Origin of the sequence: Paraburkholderia aspalathi (assembly GCF_905220735.1) — a bacterium.
In the GTDB taxonomy this organism is placed as follows: Bacteria; Pseudomonadota; Gammaproteobacteria; order Burkholderiales; family Burkholderiaceae; genus Paraburkholderia; species Paraburkholderia aspalathi.
The window spans coordinates 25866-47544 of the sequence record NZ_CAJNBA010000009.1 but is presented as its reverse complement, the minus strand read 5'-3'; the positions used below and the strand labels follow the sequence as shown (position 1 = coordinate 47544).

The following is a 21679-nucleotide window of genomic DNA, read 5'->3' as shown; positions in this document are numbered from 1 at the left end:
CGAAGAATTTTGGCGATATTATGCATGCGGTTCAAAGATCGCGCGTCGGGGTGACGCGCGTCCGCCGGACGGGGCGTGTCGCAAAGACGACCGCCGCCGCGGGAAAAGGACAACGGCGGGGTGCTGCAGGTTCGCTGGCCGGTTAAGCCGGCGCAGCGCAGCCGCCCGCAAAATAACAAACGATGGAATGACCAAACATATGAAGATGACCAAGGCGGGCATAGCGGTGGATGGCAGGAATGGCGTGGTCAGGGGCGCATGGTGGGGGCTGGGTCTGCTCCTCGCTTTCGCCGCGTGGAGCATGCAGGCACAGGCGCAGGCGCAGGCGGAGTCGTTGCCGTTATCGCTAGACGTGAAGGGCAAGATCAGCAAGACCAACGATGCGGCGCACCAGCTGTATCACTTCACCGAGGCCCAACTGCTCGCGCTGCCGGCTCATTCGATTACGACCGCTACCACCTGGACGCCACGTTCCATCTTCACAGGACCGCTGCTCGCGGATATCCTGAAGACAGTCGGCGCATCCGGCAGCGCAGTCGAGATCCATACGCTCGACGACTATACCTACACCATTCCGGTGTCGGACTGCGATCGCTACGGCGTGGTCGTTGCGTACAGCATGAACGGCCAGCGCCTGAAGATCAGCGACTTCGGGCCGCTGTTTCTTATCTATCCGCGCGACGCGTTTCCCGATGAACTCATGGGCGCGGCGGGCGATTCTAAATTCGTATGGCAGATCAAGGCACTCATCGTCAAATAACACGCCGCCCCTGGCGCCGTGTCCTCTATGTGTTGATCTGGCTGACCGCGCTTGCGGCGCCGGCCGGCGCGATCGGCTATCTGTTGTACGCGAACCTGCTCAATCCGCGCGCCACCGAACAGCTGACCGGTCAGTACGATGGTTTCTATTGGGACGCCGCGCAGCTGCAAATCGCCTACGCGCGATTCGAGAACCAGTTGCTGCTGTATCAATCCGGCGTCGACGACGACTATCAGCGGCTCATGCTGCGCTACCAGTTGCTGCAATCGAAGCTGCACGTGATGGCTGGTTCGACCCGCAGACTGACTACGCAGCTTGCGCTGCTGCAACGGCAACAGGAGGAAATCCAGTCGCTCGATCATTTGCTGGACGGGATTCAGCCTGAGGTGGATGCGTTGCCTAAGGACCGCAGTCGCGCCGATAAGATCGTCGTGGAGTTGCGCCAGCATTGGAACGAGGTCAACGATCTCGCGTTAAGCCGCCGGTTCGCCGACGTGGCCGACCGTGAGGCGATGAACCGCGATTTCATCGACAAGCGCCGCATGCTGTTCGCGGGCGGCCTGTTGCTGCTGTTGTTGTCAGCGGCCGCGACCACGCTGCTGGTGCTCAACGGCCGGCGCCGCACGCGCCTGATGCATCAGCAGCACGCGGCGCTCGACGCAGAGCATCAGGCGAGCCGCGCGGCGCGCGAGGCGAGTCTCGCGAAGGACGCGTTTCTCGGCATGATCAGCCACGAACTGCGCACGCCCTTGCATGCGATCGTGTCGTCGATCGAATTGCTGGGCTTCAACTATCACTCCGAGGCCGACCGCAAGGTCATTCAGCGGCTCGAAACCGCAGGGCGGCATCTCGAAGCACAGATGAAAGACCTGACCGACTACGCGCGCCTTGGCGCCGGCAAGCTCGAGTTGCGTCACGAGCACTTCGAGCCGCGCGAGCTGCTGGCGTCGATCGTCGACGAACACGCGATGTCGGCCGCCGCGCGCGGCCTCAAACTGGAAAGCGAGGCGAGCGGCATGAGCGGCCTCGTCGATTCCGATCCGCACCGCATCCGCCAGATCGTCAACAACCTGGTCACCAACGCGATCCGTTACACCGAAACCGGCACGGTGCGCGTGCAACTGAGGCAGCGGCCGGCGGTGCTGATTTTCGTCGTCAGCGATACGGGGCCGGGCGTGCCGCAAGCGCAGATTCCGCTGATCTTCCAGGAGTTCACGCAACTGGATGCGTCGCGCGCGCGCCGCTTCGAGGGTGCGGGGATGGGACTCGCGATCGTGCAGGGGCTGGTCAGGCTGTTCGGCGGCACCGTCGAGGTGGCGAGCACGGTGGGCGAGGGCACGACCTTTACGGTGACGATTCCGGTCAGACCGGTCGCGGCAACCGCACCTCCCGGCGTGGCGGCGCAGGCCGAACCAGGCGGCGCGCGCCCCTGCGTGTTGATCGTCGACGACAACCGGCTGATTCGCGAGTCGCTCAGCGAAATGATCGCGCACATGGATTTCGACGCGCACGCCGTCTCCAATGCCGACGATGCACTCGCGTGGCTCGACGCGCGTCGCTGTGACGTGGTGTTGCTCGATCTGCATATGCCGGATCGCGACGGGTATACGTTCCTTGCGGATTTCGCGGCACGCAGAGGGCCGTCGTCGGGTGTTCCGGTGATCGTGGTGAGCGCATATGCGCCGGAGGCGGATAGCGTAGCTAGTGCGGGTGGGGCGAGTGGTGCGGCAGGGGAAGCGGGAGAGGCCGGCTTGCAGCCGTTCTTTGAAGCGTTATTAAAGCCAGTACATTACGAGGAACTGCGCAGTGCGTTGCAGCGAGCTTTGGCTTCGCGGCATACGGTGTGACGTGACGCCTTGAGGAAACGCAGTTGGAGGAGGGCTCAACCTGAGCACACACCTTCAGCCGCTTGCCGGCATATGCGTCGTTATGGCCGGTTGAGGCGTTTGGACAGATCGGCGACCAGGATCGCCATACGCGCGGGCTTTTCATAGCACGCGACGTCGTAATTGCGGATGACCTGGCTGATTTCCGATTCGCTGGCCTTGCCGGTCAGGAGTTCGCCGGTCAGCACGAAAATTGGCGCGTCCGGATTTTCCGACGCCCGCACCGCGCGGATCGCCGCCGCGGAGGTCTGCGAGCCGAACAGCCAATCGATCACAACGCCGTCGAAGACCTGCGTTTGCAGCTGTTCGGTGAACGCCGCGAGGCCGTAGATCGCCACCGCCGCGAAACCGCTGCGTTCGAGATAGTCGCGCAGGTTGTCGGCGGAGGCCTGATCGTCGTCCACCACGGCGATGGTCGGCTTGTCGGTTTCGGCGCGGCGCGGATAGATCTCGATCTTGTGGACTTCGTACGCGCTTTGGTAGAGCGTGCCGTCGTGGCGCGCCACGCGCCATTGGCCGAGCTTCGAGTACGCGACGAATTCAGGGCGGCTGCCCGGTTCGAGCGCGGCGCCGACCCATGCGGTGCAGGCCAGCTCGATCGCGCCGACGCAGAACAGCGCCTCCTGGGCGATGGCGCCGACCATGCCCGGATCGAGCGACTGTGCGCCGAATAGCTGGGCGGCAGGTTCGCCGAACACCTCGGCAACCTTCTTGATCTGCGAGAGGGTCCACGGGCTGTTGCCGCGCAGCTTGCGGTGTCCCTGCGAAAAACTCAGATCGAGGATGCGGCATAGCTCAGTGGTCTGCTGGCGTTTGCCGATTCCATGCCGGCTCATCAACTCGCGCACGCGTTCGGCGACGGCAATGGAGTCAGGTGAGTTTGTTTCGTTGGTCATACTGCGTGAGGATCTGCCTTCTTGAAGGGTGGCTGGGGGCATGCGATACGGCACGCGCAGCGCGGCCATGCACATTGGATGCGCATCGACGCGGCAACGCGGGGGACAGCAAATGTACCGTAAAAAGTCTTACGGTCTGTGTTTTGGGATGACTGCCGCCAAACCTGTCGGTACGAGGTGCGAACAGACGAATTCGGCGATCTGTTTATGCCTTTGGCATCAAAAGTATTTTACCGATTAAATTGGTAGGAATCTGTAAGTAATTCCGATTGGATTGTTACTCACCCGCTGTCACGCCGGCGGCATGGTGTCGAGCTTGGCCGCCGAGTTTTTCAGGCCTTTGAAAATCCGCTCGGCGACCTTGCCCGGAAAGCGCTCGGGCAATTCGGCCGAGACCCGCGCGATGACCTGCGGCGTCTGTTCGATCAGCCGCTGGATCAACGGTTCGGCGTTCGCGCCGTATGAGCATCTCAGCGCCATGGTGTTGAAGTGGCGCCGCTGCACGTCGCGGAAGGCGTCGTGTTTGCTGCGCGACCACATCCCCATGGCGAGCCTGGCCTTGAACCATGACCACTGGTTCGGGCCGTTGCCTTCCACCGGCCAGATCGACATCACGTCGTAAAGCGGCGTGAGACGGTACTGGCCGCCCGCCAGCAGGCGAATGCTGAAGTTCTTGGCGTGGCCGTCCGGCGCCGCCAGCATCCAGAACAGGATCTGGCTTGCCAGCAGCGTTTCGATGTCCTGTTGCGCCGACACCGATTGCTGGAGAATCCGCGCGAGGTCCAGCATGCCCGGACCGCCTTCGTTTTCGTACTTGCGATGCGACGGCACGCCGTACACCTGGCAGAAGTCCTCCTGCGGCAGGCGCAGCAGCCATTGCCCGCTGGAATGCAGTTGCCGGTCGAAGCGTTCGACGCTCAGCACCCGCTGCTTGCCGAACGTCATGATCTCGGTGTTGGCCACGGGCAGGCCATAGGCGCGCAGAATCCGCAGACACAGCCATTCGTTTTCGACCGAGGTGCTGAGGTCGGCGAGCTTGTTGCCGACCAGCCCGAGCGGCAGCTTGAAAATGTGCGTGGTGGGCGTGGCGCCATGTGGGCGCTGCCACTTGCCGTCGTGCCACAGCAGGGCGGTTTTCTCCTGTGCGCCAGCGAGCGAGATGCGGAAATCGTCCGTTTCGTCGGCCGCGCCGAGGGCGGGGGTGCTGACGGTGCGTGCCAGCATGGTCTCGATCTCGCTGTCGGAGAGCGGCGTGCCGTCGATGCGTTCGACGCCGGCCGGCGCGTCGTCTTCGGCCAGCAACTGGACGGCGCCCACGCAATCGCGGCCGATGGCTTGTAGCAGATCGAAGGGATCGAGCGTATCGGTCTGGTAGCGCTGGGCGATGCGTTTTCTGATCGCCTCGCTGTCGGGGAGCAGATTGTCGAAATAGTTGAGCACCCGGTGGCCTTTGTTCGCCACGTTGCTCGGCGCGAACGGCAGCGAGAGCGAAAGCGGCCGGCCAGCGGGTGAGGCGACCCATGCGGGGTCGTAAGCGAACTCCATGGGGCCGCGGGTGGGCAGGCGCCAGACGCCGACGCGCTCACCGTTGGCCCACACCGAAAGCGCCCGCGAATGCGTTTGGCGACCCATGCTTACCACTCGACCAAAGGCGCGGGTTCAGGCACCGGCTGGTTCTTGTCGCGCACCTGTAATTGCAGGCCGTAGGCACCGCATAGCGCCAGCAATTGTGCGAGGGTGAGGGCGGTGGCGTCGGTTTCCAGCGCCGAGATGCGGCTCTGGCTGACGCCGATGCGCGCAGCGGCATCGGCCTGGGTGAGGCCGGCCTGGCGCCGGCCGGCAGCGAGCAGCTGGGCCATCTGGTCCGGCGTGGCGACGAGGTGGATCATGGCAAATTATCCGTGAGACGAATAAATGCACTTTATGCGTCACGCAGATATTTGTCAAATATTCGTGTGGCGCATATTCGACAAATATCTGTCTGGCGAATAAATGGCAAATATCTGCGTGACGCATAAATTCCGTCTGTGTCCGCCCCTGCTGGGCTGGCCGTGTAGCATGCTGTGAAAATATTTTCTGCCGACTCCGCGCGACTCATGAACCAACCGACACTACGCCACACCGACGTGCCGTACCACACGCAATGGGGCAGCCCCGAATGGGTGCGCCACATCGTCGAACAGGAGGGCGACCCATGCGACGATCCACACTGGCAGCGCAGTGGTTTTGCCGACCCGGAGCGTTACCGTTTCTGGGCGAAACGCCTGTGCGGTCTGACCTGCCTCGAATCCGCGCTCGACTACTGGCGCATCGAACACGCGCCGCGCGCCGCCTTGCTGGATGAAGCCTTGCGCCACGGCGTGTACCGGCTGCGTGACGATGGCGGCGTCGACGGTTTGATCTACCGGCCGTTCGCCGACTGGCTGGGCGACGCATTCGGTATTCAGGTCGAGGTGCTGCCGCAGGCGCCGCTCGAAGAGATCGCCGTGCGCATCGACGGCGACACGCTGGCGATCGTTTCCGTGAGCCCCGAGATCCGTTATCCGGAGCGGCCGAATCAGCGTCAGGGCGGGCATCTGATCCTGCTGCACGGGCGCGATCGCGGTGGCGTATGGTTTCATAATCCGTCGGGCATCGCGCCTCATCAGGCGGATGTCTATCTGCCGTTCGCAACGATGGCGCGCTTCTACGCAGGGCGCGGCATGACGCTCACCCGCAGCGCGCGCTAGATACGGCAACAGGCGAGACGCACGGCGAACGCGATGATCGGGCCCGTTTTCTGCTGAAGAGCTTCAACCGACTTTTGCGATACCGGAGCCCGCCATGAAGCGAACCTATGCCGTGCTTGCCGCCAGCCTCGTCGCGCTCGGCGCCGTCACCGCAGTGCATGCAGCTTCCCAGGACGACCAGTCCAAGGCCTGCCGCGGCGACGCGATGCATTTCTGCGCCGCCGACATTCCGAACAAGGAAAAAATCACCGCCTGCATGAAGCAGCACCTCGACGAACTTAGTCCGCCGTGCCGCGCGATGTTCAAGGGCGGCAAGAAAGACGACGCTAAAGCCAACGCTGCTTCGCAGTGACCGTAGCGGCGGCGCGCCGCTGCTTGTCAGCGAATCACGCTAATTCCTGCGCCGCAGTTGCAATTGCAGTTGCGTGCCCGCGATCCCCCGATCCGGCCCCGCGGCGCGCCGGGCGTCGTAGAATCGCTTGTTCCCGATTCCCGGAGTAGCCGCGTGCCTGACCAGCCACACCCGCAGTCACGCCCGCCACGTTTTCGTCTACCGCGCCGTGCCCGCACGCCCTGGCAGGCGCCGCGCGCCCGCACGCTCTTTACACGCCCCGCAGCCTCGCCGCAGCGCGTGCTGCTGCAGCGTATCTATCTCGTGCTCGGCCTGTGCGTGCTCGCTTTCGCCGTGCTCTATCTCGACCGCGACGGTCTGCGTGACGCCAACCGCAAGGTACTCGGCATCGTCGACCTGATGTACTTCACGATGGTCACCGTCGCCACCGTCGGTTATGGCGACATCGTGCCGGTCACCGCCCGCGCGCGGCTCATCGACGCCTTCTTCATCGTGCCGATCCGTATCGTCATCTGGTTCGTGTTTCTGGGCACTGCCTATCAGTTCGTCATTCAACGCGTCATTGAGGAATTCCGCATGAAACGCCTGCAAAAACAACTGCGCGATCACGTCGTGGTGTGCGGCTACGGCTTGAGCGGTTCGGTCGCGGTGCGCGAGCTGCTGGAAAGCGGTTTCGCCGCGGATTCGATCGTCGTCATCGATTCGCAGCAGGACGCGCTCGAAGCGGCCACGGCGCTGGGCGTGGCGGGCCTGCTCGGCGATCCCTCGCGTGAGGATCTGTTGCAGCAGGCGCAGGTGCGCATCGCCAAAGCGGTGATCATTGCCGTCAGCGACGACGCCGTCGGGATCCTGCTCACACTGACCGTGCGCAGCGTCGCGCCGGACACCAAGATCGTCGTGCGGATTCAGGAGCAAACTTACCAGCGTCAGTTGCGCCAGGCCGGCGCGGACGTGATCGTTTCGTCGACCAAGATCGGTGGCCTGTTGCTCGCTGACGCGGTGGACAGCGACTACATCGTGCCGTTCGTCAACGATCTGCTGTCGGCGCGCGGCCGCGCCAATCTGATCGAGCGTCCGGCGACGGCGCAGGAAGTCGGCCGCTGGAGCAATGCGTTGCCGGGCGCAGTGGTGGTCGGCCTGGTTCGCGCGGGGCGCATGCTGTCGTTTTACGACGACGAGCCGTGCCCGATCGAAGCAGATGATCTGCTCATGGTGATCCAGTCGTCGCGTCCGCCACGAGCAGACTCGTCGCGCTAGCCGACACAGCAACGCGCACGACCGGGTGCGCTGAATCGAATGCATCAACTCGCCTGAACAGGAAAAGCCCGCTTATGACCCGCCCGACTACGCAGATTTTCGACGCCGCCGCCACCGCGCGGCTGATCCCCTACGCGCCGCTCGTCGACGCATTGAGGCGTGCGAGCATCGACTACGCGCAGCAGCGCATTGCGAGTCCCGAACGGCTCGTCGTACCGCTCAACGAGGGCGGCATCATGCTATCGATGCCGGCCACCGCGCCCGATCTTGCGATCCACAAGCTGGTCAACGTGTGCGCGAGCAATCGGACGCGCGGCATCCCGACGATCCACGGCCAGGTGATGGCCTTCGACGCCGATACCGGCGAGACGCTCTTCATCCTCGACGGCCCGACGGTGACAGGGCGTCGCACGGCGGCGATGTCGATGCTCGGCGTGCACACGTTCGCGCCGGCAACGCCGCGCGAATTCCTGTTGATCGGCACGGGCACGCAGGCGGTAAATCATCTGGAAGCGATCGGCGAACTCTTTCCTGAGGCCCGCGTGTGGGTGAAGGGCAGCTCGCCCGCGCGGGCCGAAGCGTTTTCCGCCGCACACGCTGCGCAGGGTGCACGTGGTGGCAAGGCGCGCGAACTGCAACCGCTGGCCGACCCCAACGCGGCCGTTCCCGATTCGATCGACGTGGTGATCGCGCTGACCACCAGCGACCAGGCCGTCTACGACGAAGCCGCGCGTGCGGACCGGCTCGTGATCGGCGTCGGCGCGTTCACGCCGGCCATGGTCGAGATCGGCGCGCGCACGATCGCAGGCAGCGCGCTGTTCGTCGACGACGAAGCCGGTGCGCGGCATGAAGCCGGCGATTTCATCCAGGCCGGAGTCGATTGGGCGCAGGTCGGCGGAATTGCCGCCGTGGTGGACAACACTGCTTTGTTGCCGTCGAAACAACCGATTGTTTTTAAAAGTGTCGGTTGCGCGGCGTGGGATCTGGCGGCCTGCCGCGTGGCGCGCGAAGCCTTGTCGGGCGGCTGATCGCGGACCGTTTGCAGCACCCGGCGCCTTGCGGTTCGGCGCTCCGGGTTGGCATCTTGCGCCAACCTGCGGCACATGTTGCCGTGCAAACAATCTCAAAACGTTGCACCATAGGCGTTTGCCAGAAAGAAGCGCCGGTCCGCCGGCGTTTTTTTGCCCTTTGTCTGTTGACTTGACGCCTACCACGACGCTGCGACCGCGCTATGACGACCCAACACGCTTCTGCCACTCCCAACCTGCCGCTCGACATGATCATCTTCGGCGGCACCGGCGACCTGTCGTTCCGCAAGCTGCTGCCCGCGCTCTACATGGCGCATCTGCACTGCAATCTGCCGCCGGATACCCGCATTCTCACGATCGGCCGCAAGCCGTGGTCGCGTGAGGAGTACATCAGCGAATTCATGGAAACGAAGGCGAAGCCCTTCATCGAAAAGAAGGCGTTCGATGCCGCCGCCTGGGACAAATTCATGGCGCTGTTCGAGTACGTGCGCATGGACGTCGATTCGGTCGAGGACTACCAGCGTCTGAAGGAAGTGTCGCGCGAAGGTGTGCGGCGCGTGTTCTATCTCGCGACCTCGCCGGATCTGTTCACGAATATTTGCGAAAACCTTTCGGCGGCGGGATTGGTCGACGAGAATTCGCGGGTCGTGCTCGAGAAACCGCTGGGCCACGATCTGGCGTCCGCGCAGGAGATCAACACGGCGGTCGGCAAGCATTTCAGCGAAGCGCAGATCTACCGGATCGACCACTACCTCGGCAAGGAAACCGTGCAGAACCTGATGGTGCTGCGCTTCGGCAATCCGATTTTCGGCCCGCTGTGGCAGGCGCCGTATATCAAGAGCGTGCAGATCACGGTGGCGGAAACGGTCGGTGTAGGCAGCCGCGCGGGCTTCTACGACAAAACCGGCGCGCTGCGCGACATGGTGCAGAACCACTTGCTGCAATTGCTGTGCATCGTTGCGATGGAGCCGCCGGTGTCGCTCGATCCGGATGCGGTGCGCGATGAAAAGCTCAAGGTGCTGCGCTCGTTGCGCCCCATGACGCCCGAGGACATCGCGCGCGATACAGTGCGCGGCCAGTACACCGCGGGCGCAGTGGACGGCGAAGCAGTGAAGGGCTATCAGGAAGAAGACAACGTGCCGGCCGGCAGCCGCGCCGAGACTTTCGTCGCGTTGCGCGCGCATATCAACAACTGGCGCTGGGCCCATGTGCCGTTTTTCCTGCGCACCGGCAAGCGGATGCAGAAGAAGGTGTCGGAGATCGTCATCGAGTTCTCCGAGTTGCCTTTCTCGATCATTCCGAACGGCAATAGCGGGCGCAACTATGGCAACCGGCTCGTGATCCAGTTGCAGCCCGAAGAGTCGATCCAGTTGCAGGTGCTTGCGAAAGAACCGGGCAGCGGCATGCATATGCTGCCGGTGAATCTGAACCTGGACTTGCAGCAGGCTTTCACCGAGCGTCGCGCGGAAGCGTACGAGCGTTTGTTGATCGACGTGATTCGCGGACGTCTCACGCACTTCATGCGGCGCGACGAACTCGAAGCTGCATGGGCGTGGGCCGAGCCGATTCTGGAAGGCTGGGCCAAGTCGGGCGACAAGCCGCGAGGTTATACGGCTGGCACGTTTGGACCAGCTGCGTCGACGGCGCTGATGGCGCGTGAAAACGCCGTGTGGGCGGAAGAGTCGCAGTAAGCGGGTTGCGCGGCTTGACGTAGGGCGGCGATCTTCAATACCGCGTGCTCGCCTTGGCGGCGATCGCCGCCGCCGCCGCGCGAGTCTCCACATGCAACTTGCCGAACACATGTTCGAGGTGCTTGTTGACCGTGCGCGGCGCCATGCCGAGGATGTCTCCGATATCGCGATTGGTCTTGCCGCGCGAAACCCATAGCAGGACTTCCGCTTCGCGGGCCGTCAGGTTGAATTGCGCGCCGAGCGCGCTGGTGTGCGCGGCGTCGTTGAATTCTTCGAGCAGGATCACCCAGTCGCCACGCGTCGCGCGGCCAAGTACCCGCGCGACGCGGCGTGCGCCGTCTGCAGCCGTCTCGAAGGCGGCTTGCAGGTCGCAACCCGTTTCGATCCAGCGCGCCAGCCATTGACTCAGCACCGGCGGCAGACGCGGGCCGGCTTCGGCAAGAGGGGCCGGTAGCCGCGCGCCGTCGTCCACCAGATTGTCCTTCACGTTGCTCTCCGCGCTTCCATTCCTCTCCTCAGTTTGCGCGTCGCCCGATCCGTAACGCGCGAGCCGCTGCCGCGCAAGGTCGCTCTGCCATCTGATTTCTCCGCTCGCGGCGGCAATCAGCGCCGCGCGCATGCCGATTTCGAGCACCATGTCCGCCTGACGCTGCTGGCGCGAGCGCTGCACATGCGCGGCAATGCGCGCGCTGACCTCGCTCGGCTTCACAGGTTTGGTCACGTAATCGATTCCTCCGACCCGAAAGCCTTGCACGACATGTTCGCTGTCGGTCAGCGCGGTCATGAAGATCACCGGCAGATGCCGGTTGCGGGGATCGGCCTTGATCTGCCGGCAGGTTTCGAAGCCATCCATGCCGGGCATCAGCGCGTCGAGCAGCACGGCATCCGGCGTGATGCGCGCAAGGCGTTGCAAGGCGGATTGTCCGTCGAGCGCAACCAGCACCGCGTAGCCGGACGCCTGCAGCGTATCGGACAGCAGCGCGAGGTTGTCGGGCGTGTCGTCGACAATCAGCACAACCGGCTTGTCGTCGGGTAGTTCCGGTTGCATATCAGAGGGCAGGAGCAGCGATTCATCATGCATCGGGATTGACCTGCTGGGTAGGCGCGAGCAACTGCGCGAGTTCAGTCAGCCGGAATCGTCGCGCGAGCGTGCGCAACGGTTCAAGCAGGGTAGCCAACTCCGGCGCGCCGCTCTCCGCTGCGTCGAGTTGTTCGATGAAGCCCTGCACGTAGCCCATTTCAAGCTGCGCATGCAGTTTCTCGCGCAGGGTGGCGGGCAAGCTTGCCTGCACTTCGGTCAGCGAAACGGCGGAAGCGGGCAGCGCTGTGTCAGTTGACTCGACGATCCACTGCAGTTGCAGCAATGCAGCCAGTTTGTCGAGCAGGAGCGGAATGTGTAGCGGTTTGGCGAGGTAGTCGTCACAACCGGCCGCGGCCCCTTTGTCGCGATCGTCGGCGAACGCGTTAGCCGACAGGATCAGGATCGGCGCCGCCGACAACTGGTTGTCGCGAATCAGGCGGCTCGCCTCGAAGCCGTCCATGTCCGGCATCGACACATCCATCACGATGAGGTCGGCCGACCCCGTACCGAGCCATTGCAACGCCTCCGGTCCGCTGGCCGCTTCGACTACCAGGAAGCCCAGCGGCGCAAGCGTATGCGTGACGATACGGCGCTGCTCGGTGAGATCGTCGACCACCAGCACCGTGCGGCGCGGTCCGTCGTACCCCTTGACGTTGAGCGGGCCGCTTGCCAGCAATTGCGGCGCGCGCACTTCCGGTGCGAATAGCTTGACAATAAAGCGGGTGCCGTTGCCCACCTCGCTTTGCACCTGCAGGTTGCCGCCCATCAGTTCCGTGAGCAGGCGGCAGATCGTCAGGCCGAGCCCGGCACCGTGGTCGTGTTCGCGTGCCGCCGCGCCGCGCTCGAACGGCAGGAACAGGCGCTCCAGTTCGGCAGCCGGCATGCCGGGGCCCGTGTCGGTGATCTCGAAGGTGAGGGTCTCCCACGCATAGCCGGCGCGCACCTTCACCGAACCGCTCGACGTAAAGCGAATCGCATTGCCGATCAGATTGATGAGAATCTGCCGTACCCGCTTTTCGTCGACGCGTACGACTTCAGGAATGCGGCCGGTAGTCTGGAAATCGAAGTGCAGTCCTTTGTCGGTGGCCTGCGGTTCGAGCATCGCCGAGAGTTGCGTGACGAAATCCGGCAGCGAAATCTCCGTCACGTTCAGTTGCAGCTTGCCCGCCTCGATGCGGGCGACGTCGAGCAGGCCGTCAACGAGCGCCAAAAGATGCTCGCCGCTGCGATAGATCGTTGCCACTGCGTTGCGGCGGGCGGGGGGCAGTTCATCGGTGCCTTGCAGCAGCAGTTGCGCATAGCCGAGGATGCTGTTGAGCGGTGTGCGCAATTCGTGGCTCAGACCCGTCACATACCGGCTCTTCGCGCGGTTGGCCGATTCGGCGGCGGCGCTCGCCTGCTGAAGTGCGGCGTCGGTTTTGCGGTGTGCCTCGATTTCCTGCATCAGCAGTTCCGCTTGCCGCTGCGATTCCTCCTGCGTGACCTTGCGGTTCTCGTTGGCGAGCACCAGCCACCACGCGGCGATGCAGCCGACCAGCGCGAGTGCGAAAAAGGCCTTCAGATAGCCTTGAAGCAGGACGTCGTGGACCGTGGCGTCGAGATCGGGCAGGGTTCGCACGCTCTGATACCACTGCACGGCGAGCACGCCGCCAAGCAGCGTGAGCACGACGATCAACAGACCGGCGTACTGCGCGAGCCGCAGGCCGGCGGCGCCGAGCCTGAGCCGCGGGAACAGCGCATGCATTGACTTGCCGAACTGGGCCGGCAGTCGTGCGTGAGGTTTGCAGGAGTCGTTGCAGCGCGAGTCGAGTGAGCAGCAGAGCGAGCAGATCGAACCGGCGTAGGCCGGGCAGTGCGCCATGTCTTCGCGCTCGAAACTGTTTTCACAGATCACGCAGCGCAGTACCGCGCCCGCTTCGAGGTCGCGACCGTCGCGCGCCAGATAGAAGCGCCCGCGTGTGGCGATCGCCAGCAACGGCGAGCAGACGAAGGCGACCAGCAGCGCGATGAAGGACGCTAATGCTTCAGCGATCGCGCCGAAGACGCCCGCATGGGACAGCGCGGCAATCAGCGAGGCGATCACCATGGCACCCACCCCGACGGGATTGATGTCGTACAGGTGTGCCCGCTTGAACTCAATGCCGCGCGGGCTATAACCGAGCGGCTTGTTGATCACAAGGTCGCCGACCACCGCGCCAATCCAGGCAATCGCCACATTCGCATAGAGTGCGAGCACCTTGCTGATGGCCTCGAATACGCCCATCTCGACAAGCAGCAGTGCGATCAGCACATTGAACACCAGCCATACCACGCGCCCCGGGTGGCTATGCGTGAGCCGCGCGAAGAAGTTCGACCACGCGAGCGAACCGGCGTAGGCGTTGGTGACGTTGATTTTCAGTTGCGAGACGATCACCAGCAGCGTCATCGCGGCGAGTGCGCCTTCAGGCGAGTGGAACACGTAGTGATACGCGACCAGATACATCTGGGTCGGCTCGACGGCTTTCACCGGGTCGATTTCGTGCTCGATTGCGAGGAAGGCAAGAAACGCCCCACCCAGCATTTTCAAAGCGCCAGGCACGATCCAGCCAGGCCCGGCCGAGATCAGCGCGACCCACCAGCGCACGCGATTTGCGCGTGTGCGCGGCGGCAGGAAGCGCAGATAGTCGACCTGTTCGCCGATCTGCACGATCAGAGAAAACACTACCGTGCAGCCGGCACCGAAGGAGACCAGGTTGAATTCGCGGCCGTCCGCCGAAAGACCACCGAAGGTGACCCATTCGGCGAGCAGGTGCGGCTCACGCCACAGCACGACGGCGTAGGGCACGACGAGCAGCACGAGCCATACAGGCTGGGTCCAGCCCTGCAAGCGGTTGATGAAGGTGATGCCGAAGGTCACCACCGGAATGATGACGAGCGCGCTGATCACGTAGGCGACCGATAGCGGGACCTTCAGATACAGCTCGAGCGCGAGCGACATGATGGCCGCTTCGAGCGCGAAGAATACAAAGGTGAAGATCGCGTAGATCAGCGACGTCAGCGTGGAGCCCAGATAGCCGAAGCCGGCGCCGCGCGTAAGCAGGTCCATGTCGACGCCGTTGCGCGCGGCGTAGTAGCTGATCGGTATGCCGGTCAAAAAGATCAGGACCGAGACGGCGAGGATCGCGTAGACCGCGTTCGTAAAGCCGTAGTTCACCACCAGCGCACCGCCGATTGCTTCCAGCACGAGGAACGATACCGCACCAATCGCCGTATTCGCGACCCGGAACTCCGACCAGCGCCGGAATGTACGCGGCGTGAAGCGCAGCGCGTAATCCTCGAGCGTTTCGTCGCCGACCCATGCGTTGTAGTCGCGGCGAATCTTGACGATGCGCTGCGTGCCGCCGGACGGTGGGCGCGATGCCCCAGCTTGGGTGGCCTGGTCGGCGGGGCGCGGGGGCTGTGACTCTGTTTGGTGCATCGAGGTTTGTCGTCGACGGGTTCCGAGGCTAACGGTGCGGCCATGCAAATTGCATTCCATTCGAAGCCGGCGCAACACCGTCATGCCATGGGCGGCGCTGCGTCGGCACCGCTCGCGCGCCATGCCGACGCGATTATAGGGAGCGGATTTTTACCGCGCCCTACGTCAACTGACGTATTGGGCCGCGCAAATTGGCTACCTACCTTTCGTTCCGTCGACACCGCCAGCCGGTTCCCAGCGCGGGTCGCCCGACTACGACCACAAGGAGAATTCGATGTCACACGACGACCAGAACGAGTCTGGCATGCCTTCGGCGCTGCGCCGCAAACTCTTGATGGGCCTCGCCGCCGCGCCCGCGCTCGCCATCTCCGGTGTCGCACGGGCCCAGCAGTATCCGACCGCGAAGGTCAACACCACGCACCTCGCGGTGACCGATACGGAAGTGACAGTCGGCCAGTTGCACTCGGCAACCGGCACGATGGCGATCTCCGAAACCGGCTCGATTCAGGCAGAGCGTCTCGCGATCGAGCAGATCAACGCAGCAGGCGGCATTCTCGGCCGTCAGATCAAGATCATTCAGGAAGACGGCGCGTCCGATTGGCCGACCTTCGCGGAGAAGTCGAAGAAGCTGCTCGAAAACGATCACGTGGCGGCCGTATTCGGTTGCTGGACGTCGGCGTCGCGCAAAGCCGTGTTGCCGATCTTCGAACGCGATAACGGCCTCTTGTACTACCCGACTTTCTACGAAGGGCTCGAGCAATCGAAGAACGTGTTCTACACCGGGCAGGAAGCGACCCAGCAGATTCTCTGGGGGCTGAACTGGGCGAACCAGACGAAGAAAGCGAAGAGCTTCTTCCTGATTGGCTCCGACTACATCTGGCCGCGCACGTCGAACAAGATTGCGCGCAAGCATATCGAGCAGCATCTGAGCGGTTGCAAGGTAGTCGGCGAAGAGTATTACCCGCTCGGCACCACTAACTTCAACTCGTTGATCAACAAGATCAAGATTGCCAAGCCCGATTGCATCTACGCGATCATCGTTGGCGGCTCCAACGTGGCGTTCTACAAGCAACTGAAAGCGGCCGGCATCACTGCGGACAAGCAGTTCCTGCTGACCATCTCGGTGACCGAGGACGAAGTGCTTGGGATCGGCGGCGAAAACGTCGCGGGCTTCTATTCGGCGATGAAGTATTTCGAATCGCTCGACAACGACAACAACAAGAAATTCGTCGCGGCGTTCAAGGCCAAGTACGGACCGAAGTCGGTGATCGGCGACGTCACCCAGGCCGCCTATCTCGGGCCATGGCTGTGGAAAGCGGCGGTGGAAAAGGCCGGCAGCTTCGACGTCGACAAGGTCGTCGCCGCATCGCCTGGCATCGAGTTGAAGAGCGCGCCGGAAGGCTACGTGAAGGTTCATGCAAACCATCACTTGTGGAGCCGCACGCGCATCGGTCAGGCGCAGGCGGACGGCCAGTTCAAGGTGGTGGCCGAGTCGCCCGATCTGATCGAGCCGAACCCGTTCCCCAAGGGTTATCAGTGAAACGCGAATCAGCCGCGAATCAGACGCGCTGCCGCCACGTGAGCGCGCGGATCATTTCGAGGAGAGAGTCATGTCGCCTTCAGACATTCTTAACGTCACGCTGATGCAGGGCTTTGCCGGCCTGAGCCTGTTCAGTGTGCTGCTGCTGATGGGGCTGGGGCTGGCGGTGATCTTCGGCCAGATGGGCGTCATCAACATGGCGCATGGCGAGTTCATGACGATTGGCGCGTACACGATCTACATGTTCTCGCAACTGGCCGACAACTATTGGCATGGCTACGCGCCGGTGTACTTTCCGATCGCGATCTGCGCGGCCTTCGTGCTGGCGTTCGCGGCAGGCTGGGTGGCGGAGTGGGCGCTGATCCGCCACCTGTACCGGCGTCCGCTCGACACGTTGCTGGCGACCTGGGGCCTGAGCCTCGGGATGCAACAGGTGTTTCGCTCGGTGTTCGGCCCGAAGGAGGTGAGCCCCACGCTGCCGGACTGGCTGATGGGTTCATGGTCGCCGAAGCCGGGTCTCGACATCCCGATCAATGGATTGTTCGTGATGAGCCTCGCGGTGCTGATGACCGGCGGCGTACTGCTGGCGCTGTATCGCTCGCGCTGGGGACTACGCGTGCGCGCCACCGTCGCGAACCGGCAGATGGCGAACGCGGCTGGCATCGATACCCGCAAGACTGACCGGTTGACCTTCGCGATCGGCTGCGGGATCGCGGGCGTGGCGGGCGCCGCGTTCACGGCGATCGGCTCGACGGGACCGACCAGCGGGTCGCTCTACATCGTCGATTCGTTCCTGGTGGTGACGTTCGGCGGCGCGGCGAGTTTGCTCGGCACGGTGGCGTCCGCGTTCGGCATCGCGCAGATGCAGTCGATCAGCGAATTCTTCATGACCGGCTCATCGGCTCGTGTGGTGACGCTGCTCACCATCGTCGTTGTGCTGATGTTGCGGCCGCAAGGGCTCTTCGCTTCGAAGGTGCGCCGTGCCTGAGCACTCATCGACTGCGTCACTGAACGGCCTTTTCAATCGCTTCAGCCCGGAGAAACGAATATGGACCAGCTGAACCCTTCCGCCGGCGCGTCCGTCGCGCCGGACCCCGCCGCGGGCCGCGCCGGCTTGCGGCATGCGCTGAAGCGCTGGCTGACGGGCGATGGCTACGGCAGCATCGTCGTGCTGGCGCTGCTGATTCTCGTGGTGTTTCCACTCGCGCTCGATGTGTTCCGCCTGAACCTGATGGGCAAGTATCTGACCTACGCGTTCGTCGCTGTTGGGCTCGTGATGGCGTGGGGCTACGGCGGTGTCCTGAGCCTCGGGCAGGGCGTGTTTTTCGGCCTCGGCGGCTACTGCATGGCGATGTTTCTGAAGCTCGAAGCTTCGGACCCGATCAGCACAAAGATCCAGTCGACGCCGGGCATTCCCGACTTCATGGACTGGAATCAGTTGACCGCCTTGCCGTTCTGGTGGAAGCCGTTTCATTCGCTGCCGTTTGCGCTGGCGGCGGTACTGGCCGTGCCGTGCGCGCTCGCGTTCGTGGTCGGCTTCGCGATGTTCAAGCGGCGCGTGGGTGGCGTCTACTTCGCGATCATCACGCAGGCGGTGGCGTTGATCCTGTCGGTGCTGATCATCGGCCAACAGGGCTATACCGGTGGCGTGAACGGCATCACCGATCTGCGCACGCTGCTCGGCTGGGATATTCGCGGCGATGGAGCAAAGCTGATCCTGTACTTCGTCAACGCGGTGCTGCTGCTCGTCGCCATTGTCTGCTGCCGGCAGATCCAGCGCAGCAAGCTAGGCACCTTGCTGCTCGCAATGCGCGACAAGGAGGACCGGGTGCGCTTCTCCGGCTACGACGTCGCCATGTTCAAGGTGTTCGCGTTTTGCATCGCCGCTGTGCTCGCGGCGGTCGGCGGGGCGATGTTCACGCTGCAGGTCGGTTTCATGTCGCCGTCGTTCGTGGGCATCGTGCCGTCCATCGAGATGGTGATCTACGCCGCGGTGGGCGGGCGCATGTCGCTGGTGGGCGCGGTCTACGGCGCGGTGCTCGTCAACCTCGGCAAGACGTGGTTCTCGGAGAGTTTCCCGAACCTGTGGCTGTTCCTGATGGCCGCGCTCTTCATCGGCGTCGTGATGGCGTTTCCGAACGGGCTGGCGGGTCTCTACGACAGCCACGTCAAACCATGGCTCGCGCGCCTCGGCGCAAGGAGCGCTTCATGAGCAATACCGATTTCGTGCTGGCCGTCGAAGGCCTGAGCGTGTCGTTCGATGGTTTCAAGGCCATCGATTCGTTGAACCTGTATGTCGATCGCGGGGAGTTGCGCGTGGTGATCGGGCCGAACGGCGCGGGCAAGACGACGCTGCTCGATCTGATCTGCGGCAAGACGCGAGCGAGCGAAGGCAGCATCAAGTTTCGCAACGAGGAGATGACGCGGCTGCCGGAGTTTCGCCGCGTGCGCAAAGGGATTGGCCGCAAGTTCCAGACGCCGTCGATATACGAAAACCTCTCGGTGTTCCAGAACCTCGAGGTGTCGTTCCCGCGCGGGCGGGGCGTCTTTGGCGCGCTGACGTTCCGGCGCACCAGCGATGTGCTCGATCGCGTGCGCAGCGTGGCCGGTGAAATCGGCCTTGAAAACCAGCTCGATCTCGAGGCCGGGCTGCTGTCGCACGGGCAGAAGCAGTGGCTGGAGATCGGCATGTTGCTGATGCAGGAGCCGGAGCTGCTGATGCTCGACGAGCCGATTGCCGGCATGAGCGTGCGCGAGCGCGAGGTGACGGCCGAGCTGCTCAAACGGATCTGCCAGAACCGCTCGATGATCGTGATTGAGCATGACATGGCGTTTGTCGCGCAGATCGCCCACAAGGTCACCGTGATGCACCAGGGAAAGATTCTCGCCGAAGGGGCGATGGAACAGGTGCAGGCGGATCCGCGCGTCATCGACGTTTATCTCGGCCACTGAGCCGGCTATCGAGTCGTTCACGGAGGAGCCCAGCATGTTGAATGTCGACGACGTATTCGTCAGTTACGGCCAGAGTGAAGCGCTGCATGGCATCAGCTTCAACGCCGCCCACAACGAAACCGTGGCGATCATGGGACGCAACGGCATGGGCAAGACCACGCTGTTCAAGTCGCTGATCGGCATTTTGCCGCTTAAGGCAGGTTCGGTGCAGGTAGACGGTGAGGAGGTGTCGCGTGACGAGAGTTTCCGACGGGTCGCCAAAGGCATCGCCTATGTGCCGCAAGGCCGGCAGATTTTCGCCACGCTGAGTGTCGAAGAGAATATCCAGACCGGTCTCGAGAATGCCCCCACGAAGACGGTACCCGAGGAGATCTACGCACTGTTCCCAGTGCTTTACGACATGCGCACCCGCAAGGGCGGCAACCTGTCCGGCGGCCAGCAGCAACAACTGGCGATTGCCCGCGCACTCGTCACCCAGCCCAAAGTGTTGTTGCTTGACGAGCCGACCGAGGGCATCCAGCCGTCGATCATCAAGGACATTGCCAAAGCATTGAACGAGATCCGCAAGCTGCGCGATATCACGATCGTCGTATCGGAGCAGGTGCTGAGTTTTGCGCTCGACGTCGCGGATCGGCTGTTCGTCATCGAAGGCGGCCGGCTCGTGCACGAGAGTCCGCGCAGCGCCGTCGACTCCGCAAAGATTCGCGAATACCTGTCGGTGTGAGCCGACTGTCTGTCATTTCCTGGAGGAGGGTTTGCAATGGCTGAAACGCTAATCAAGGTCGACCTGAAACAGTCGGCCTACGACAACGAAAACGTCCACAACCGCTGGCACCCGGACATCCCGATGGCCTGCTGGGTCAACCCCGGCGACGATTTCATTCTCGAAACCTACGATTGGACCGGCGGTTTCATCAAGAACAACGATAGCGCTGACGACGTGCGCGATATCGACCTGTCGATCGTGCACTTTCTGTCGGGACCGGTCGGCGTCAAGGGCGCGGAGCCGGGCGATCTGCTGGTGGTCGATCTGCTCGATATCGGCGCCAAGCAGGAAAGCCAGTGGGGTTTCAACGGCTTCTTCTCGAAGAAGAACGGCGGCGGCTTCCTGACCGACCATTTCCCGCAGGCGCAAAAGTCGATCTGGGACTTTCATGGCCTCTACACCAGTTCGCGGCATATTCCCGGCGTGAACTTCGCGGGGCTGATTCACCCGGGGCTGATCGGGTGCCTGCCCGATCCGAAGATGCTGGCGACGTGGAATGAACGTGAGGCGGCGCTGATCGCCACGGACCCGCAACGCGTGCCCGGCCTCGCCAATCCGCCGTTCGCGGCGACGGCGCACATGGGCCGACTCGCCGGCGACGATCACGCCAAAGCTGCTGCCGAAGGGGCGCGCACCGTGCCGCCGCGTGAGCATGGCGGCAATTGCGACATCAAGGATTTGTCGCGAGGCTCGAAGGTGTATTTCCCTGTGTATGTCGACGGCGCGGGCCTATCGGTCGGCGACCTGCACTTCAGTCAGGGCGACGGCGAAATCACTTTCTGCGGCGCGATCGAAATGGCCGGCTGGGTGCATATGAAAGTCGAGCTGATCAAGGGCGGCATGGCGAAGTACGGCATCAGGAATCCGATCTTCAAACCGAGCCCGATCACACCGAACTACAACGACTACCTGATTTTTGAAGGTATCTCGGTCGATGAGCAGGGCAAACAGCACTACCTGGACGTGCATATCGCATACCGGCAGGCTTGCCTGAACGCGATTGAATATCTGACGAAGTTCGGCTATTCACGCGCGCAGGCCTATTCGATTCTTGGTACTGCGCCTGTACAAGGGCATATCAGCGGCGTGGTCGATGTGCCGAATGCGTGCGCCACGCTGTGGTTGCCCACGCAGATCTTCGACTTCGATATCCGGCCGAGTTCGGCCGGGCCGGTCAGGCACATTGCGGGTGGGGTGGATCTGCCGCTGTCGCCGGATCTGGTCTGACGCGTGTCTTATCGAGCGGGCGCGATAGCGCGTGCCGAGGCCGCCGCGCAACCAGTA

General features: G+C 63.2%; 18 protein-coding genes. 13 read left to right on the top strand and 5 right to left on the bottom strand.

Annotated features, from left to right (window positions below):
• The first annotated feature begins 205 nt into the window (after positions 1 to 205).
• Both KHO30_RS33470 and KHO30_RS33465 read left to right on the top strand, forming a co-directional pair.
• On the top strand, positions 206 to 760 hold the full coding sequence (locus tag KHO30_RS33470) for a putative pterin-binding protein (RefSeq protein ID WP_211703522.1): 555 nt from the start codon (positions 206 to 208) through the stop codon (positions 758 to 760).
• Positions 730 to 2607, top strand: a complete 1878-nt coding sequence (locus KHO30_RS33465) for an ATP-binding response regulator (protein ID WP_211703481.1) — start codon at positions 730 to 732, stop codon at positions 2605 to 2607. The genes KHO30_RS33470 and KHO30_RS33465 overlap by 31 nt, the downstream gene beginning before the upstream one ends.
• An 80-nt stretch (positions 2608 to 2687) precedes the next feature.
• Here KHO30_RS33465 and KHO30_RS33460 read toward each other — a convergent pair whose 3' ends face one another.
• From KHO30_RS33460 to KHO30_RS33450, 3 genes are all read right to left on the bottom strand, one after another.
• Positions 2688 to 3542, bottom strand: a complete 855-nt coding sequence (locus KHO30_RS33460) for a helix-turn-helix domain-containing protein (RefSeq protein ID WP_093638384.1) — start codon at positions 3540 to 3542, stop codon at positions 2688 to 2690.
• A gap of 291 nt (positions 3543 to 3833) precedes the next feature.
• Positions 3834 to 5174, bottom strand: a complete 1341-nt coding sequence (locus KHO30_RS33455; RefSeq protein ID WP_093638387.1) for a type II toxin-antitoxin system HipA family toxin — start codon at positions 5172 to 5174, stop codon at positions 3834 to 3836.
• 2 nt (positions 5175 to 5176) lie between these two features.
• Positions 5177 to 5431 carry a helix-turn-helix transcriptional regulator gene (locus tag KHO30_RS33450; protein ID WP_054036490.1) on the bottom strand — a complete coding sequence of 85 codons (255 nt, stop codon included), beginning with the start codon at positions 5429 to 5431 and terminating at the stop codon, positions 5177 to 5179.
• 207 nt (positions 5432 to 5638) lie between these two features.
• On the opposite strand from KHO30_RS33450, the gene KHO30_RS33445 reads away from it, so the two are divergent.
• From KHO30_RS33445 to zwf, 5 genes are all read left to right on the top strand, one after another.
• Entirely contained in the window at positions 5639 to 6271 is a 633-nt protein-coding gene (locus tag KHO30_RS33445; protein WP_093638390.1) for a C39 family peptidase, read from the top strand.
• A gap of 94 nt (positions 6272 to 6365) precedes the next feature.
• Positions 6366 to 6623, top strand: a complete 258-nt coding sequence (locus tag KHO30_RS33440; RefSeq protein WP_093638393.1) for a hypothetical protein — start codon at positions 6366 to 6368, stop codon at positions 6621 to 6623.
• Between the two features lie 153 nt (positions 6624 to 6776).
• Complete coding sequence (locus KHO30_RS33435) at positions 6777 to 7880, top strand: potassium channel family protein (RefSeq protein ID WP_211703480.1); 1104 nt, start codon at positions 6777 to 6779, stop codon at positions 7878 to 7880.
• 74 nt (positions 7881 to 7954) lie between these two features.
• The gene (lhpI, locus tag KHO30_RS33430) at positions 7955 to 8908 is read left to right on the top strand and encodes a bifunctional Delta(1)-pyrroline-2-carboxylate/Delta(1)-piperideine-2-carboxylate reductase (protein ID WP_211703479.1); all 954 of its coding nucleotides are present in this window, start codon (positions 7955 to 7957) and stop codon (positions 8906 to 8908) included.
• A 203-nt stretch (positions 8909 to 9111) separates the two neighbouring features.
• Positions 9112 to 10599 carry a glucose-6-phosphate dehydrogenase gene (gene zwf / locus KHO30_RS33425; RefSeq protein WP_093638403.1) on the top strand — a complete coding sequence of 496 codons (1488 nt, stop codon included), beginning with the start codon at positions 9112 to 9114 and terminating at the stop codon, positions 10597 to 10599.
• A 34-nt stretch (positions 10600 to 10633) separates the two neighbouring features.
• Here zwf and KHO30_RS33420 read toward each other — a convergent pair whose 3' ends face one another.
• Both KHO30_RS33420 and KHO30_RS33415 read right to left on the bottom strand, forming a co-directional pair.
• Positions 10634 to 11680 (bottom strand): response regulator transcription factor, encoded by a 1047-nt coding sequence (locus KHO30_RS33420; RefSeq protein ID WP_093638407.1) that lies wholly within the window; start codon positions 11678 to 11680, stop codon positions 10634 to 10636.
• Positions 11673 to 15137, bottom strand: a complete 3465-nt coding sequence (locus KHO30_RS33415) for an ATP-binding protein (protein ID WP_408412689.1) — start codon at positions 15135 to 15137, stop codon at positions 11673 to 11675. The genes KHO30_RS33420 and KHO30_RS33415 overlap by 8 nt, the downstream gene beginning before the upstream one ends.
• 274 nt (positions 15138 to 15411) lie before the next feature.
• Here KHO30_RS33415 and urtA point away from each other — a divergent pair, with 274 nt between their 5' ends.
• From urtA to fmdA, 6 genes are all read left to right on the top strand, one after another.
• Positions 15412 to 16677, top strand: a complete 1266-nt coding sequence (urtA, locus tag KHO30_RS33410; RefSeq protein ID WP_211703478.1) for an urea ABC transporter substrate-binding protein — start codon at positions 15412 to 15414, stop codon at positions 16675 to 16677.
• Between the two features lie 70 nt (positions 16678 to 16747).
• On the top strand, positions 16748 to 17665 hold the full coding sequence (gene urtB / locus KHO30_RS33405) for an urea ABC transporter permease subunit UrtB (protein WP_054036485.1): 918 nt from the start codon (positions 16748 to 16750) through the stop codon (positions 17663 to 17665).
• A 60-nt stretch (positions 17666 to 17725) separates the two neighbouring features.
• The gene (gene urtC / locus KHO30_RS33400; protein WP_093638414.1) at positions 17726 to 18889 is read left to right on the top strand and encodes an urea ABC transporter permease subunit UrtC; all 1164 of its coding nucleotides are present in this window, start codon (positions 17726 to 17728) and stop codon (positions 18887 to 18889) included.
• The gene (urtD, locus tag KHO30_RS33395; RefSeq protein WP_093638417.1) at positions 18886 to 19629 is read left to right on the top strand and encodes an urea ABC transporter ATP-binding protein UrtD; all 744 of its coding nucleotides are present in this window, start codon (positions 18886 to 18888) and stop codon (positions 19627 to 19629) included. The genes urtC and urtD overlap by 4 nt, the downstream gene beginning before the upstream one ends.
• Before the next feature lie 34 nt (positions 19630 to 19663).
• Entirely contained in the window at positions 19664 to 20353 is a 690-nt protein-coding gene (gene urtE, locus KHO30_RS33390) for an urea ABC transporter ATP-binding subunit UrtE (RefSeq protein ID WP_211703477.1), read from the top strand.
• A 36-nt stretch (positions 20354 to 20389) separates the two neighbouring features.
• Positions 20390 to 21622, top strand: a complete 1233-nt coding sequence (gene fmdA / locus KHO30_RS33385; RefSeq protein WP_211703476.1) for a formamidase — start codon at positions 20390 to 20392, stop codon at positions 21620 to 21622.
• The last annotated feature ends 57 nt before the right edge of the window (positions 21623 to 21679 follow it).

Bases quoted from the DNA above. Each gene is read 5' to 3' on its own strand.
- KHO30_RS33460 (WP_093638384.1), bottom strand. From the start codon at position 3,542: ATGACCAACGAAACAAACTCACCTGACTCCATTGCCGTCGCCGAACGC.
- urtB (WP_054036485.1), top strand. From the start codon at position 16,748: ATGTCGCCTTCAGACATTCTTAACGTCACGCTGATGCAGGGCTTTGCC.
- KHO30_RS33465 (WP_211703481.1), top strand. From the start codon at position 730: ATGGCAGATCAAGGCACTCATCGTCAAATAACACGCCGCCCCTGGCGC.
- KHO30_RS33420 (WP_093638407.1), bottom strand. From the start codon at position 11,680: ATGCATGATGAATCGCTGCTCCTGCCCTCTGATATGCAACCGGAACTA.
- zwf (WP_093638403.1), top strand. From the start codon at position 9,112: ATGACGACCCAACACGCTTCTGCCACTCCCAACCTGCCGCTCGACATG.
- urtE (WP_211703477.1), top strand. From the start codon at position 19,664: ATGTTGAATGTCGACGACGTATTCGTCAGTTACGGCCAGAGTGAAGCG.
- urtD (WP_093638417.1), top strand. From the start codon at position 18,886: ATGAGCAATACCGATTTCGTGCTGGCCGTCGAAGGCCTGAGCGTGTCG.
- urtA (WP_211703478.1), top strand. From the start codon at position 15,412: ATGTCACACGACGACCAGAACGAGTCTGGCATGCCTTCGGCGCTGCGC.
- KHO30_RS33450 (WP_054036490.1), bottom strand. From the start codon at position 5,431: ATGATCCACCTCGTCGCCACGCCGGACCAGATGGCCCAGCTGCTCGCT.
- KHO30_RS33445 (WP_093638390.1), top strand. From the start codon at position 5,639: ATGAACCAACCGACACTACGCCACACCGACGTGCCGTACCACACGCAA.
- fmdA (WP_211703476.1), top strand. From the start codon at position 20,390: ATGGCTGAAACGCTAATCAAGGTCGACCTGAAACAGTCGGCCTACGAC.
- urtC (WP_093638414.1), top strand. From the start codon at position 17,726: ATGGACCAGCTGAACCCTTCCGCCGGCGCGTCCGTCGCGCCGGACCCC.
- KHO30_RS33440 (WP_093638393.1), top strand. From the start codon at position 6,366: ATGAAGCGAACCTATGCCGTGCTTGCCGCCAGCCTCGTCGCGCTCGGC.
- KHO30_RS33470 (WP_211703522.1), top strand. From the start codon at position 206: ATGACCAAGGCGGGCATAGCGGTGGATGGCAGGAATGGCGTGGTCAGG.
- lhpI (WP_211703479.1), top strand. From the start codon at position 7,955: ATGACCCGCCCGACTACGCAGATTTTCGACGCCGCCGCCACCGCGCGG.
- KHO30_RS33415 (WP_408412689.1), bottom strand. From the start codon at position 15,137: ATGCACCAAACAGAGTCACAGCCCCCGCGCCCCGCCGACCAGGCCACC.
- KHO30_RS33455 (WP_093638387.1), bottom strand. From the start codon at position 5,174: ATGGGTCGCCAAACGCATTCGCGGGCGCTTTCGGTGTGGGCCAACGGT.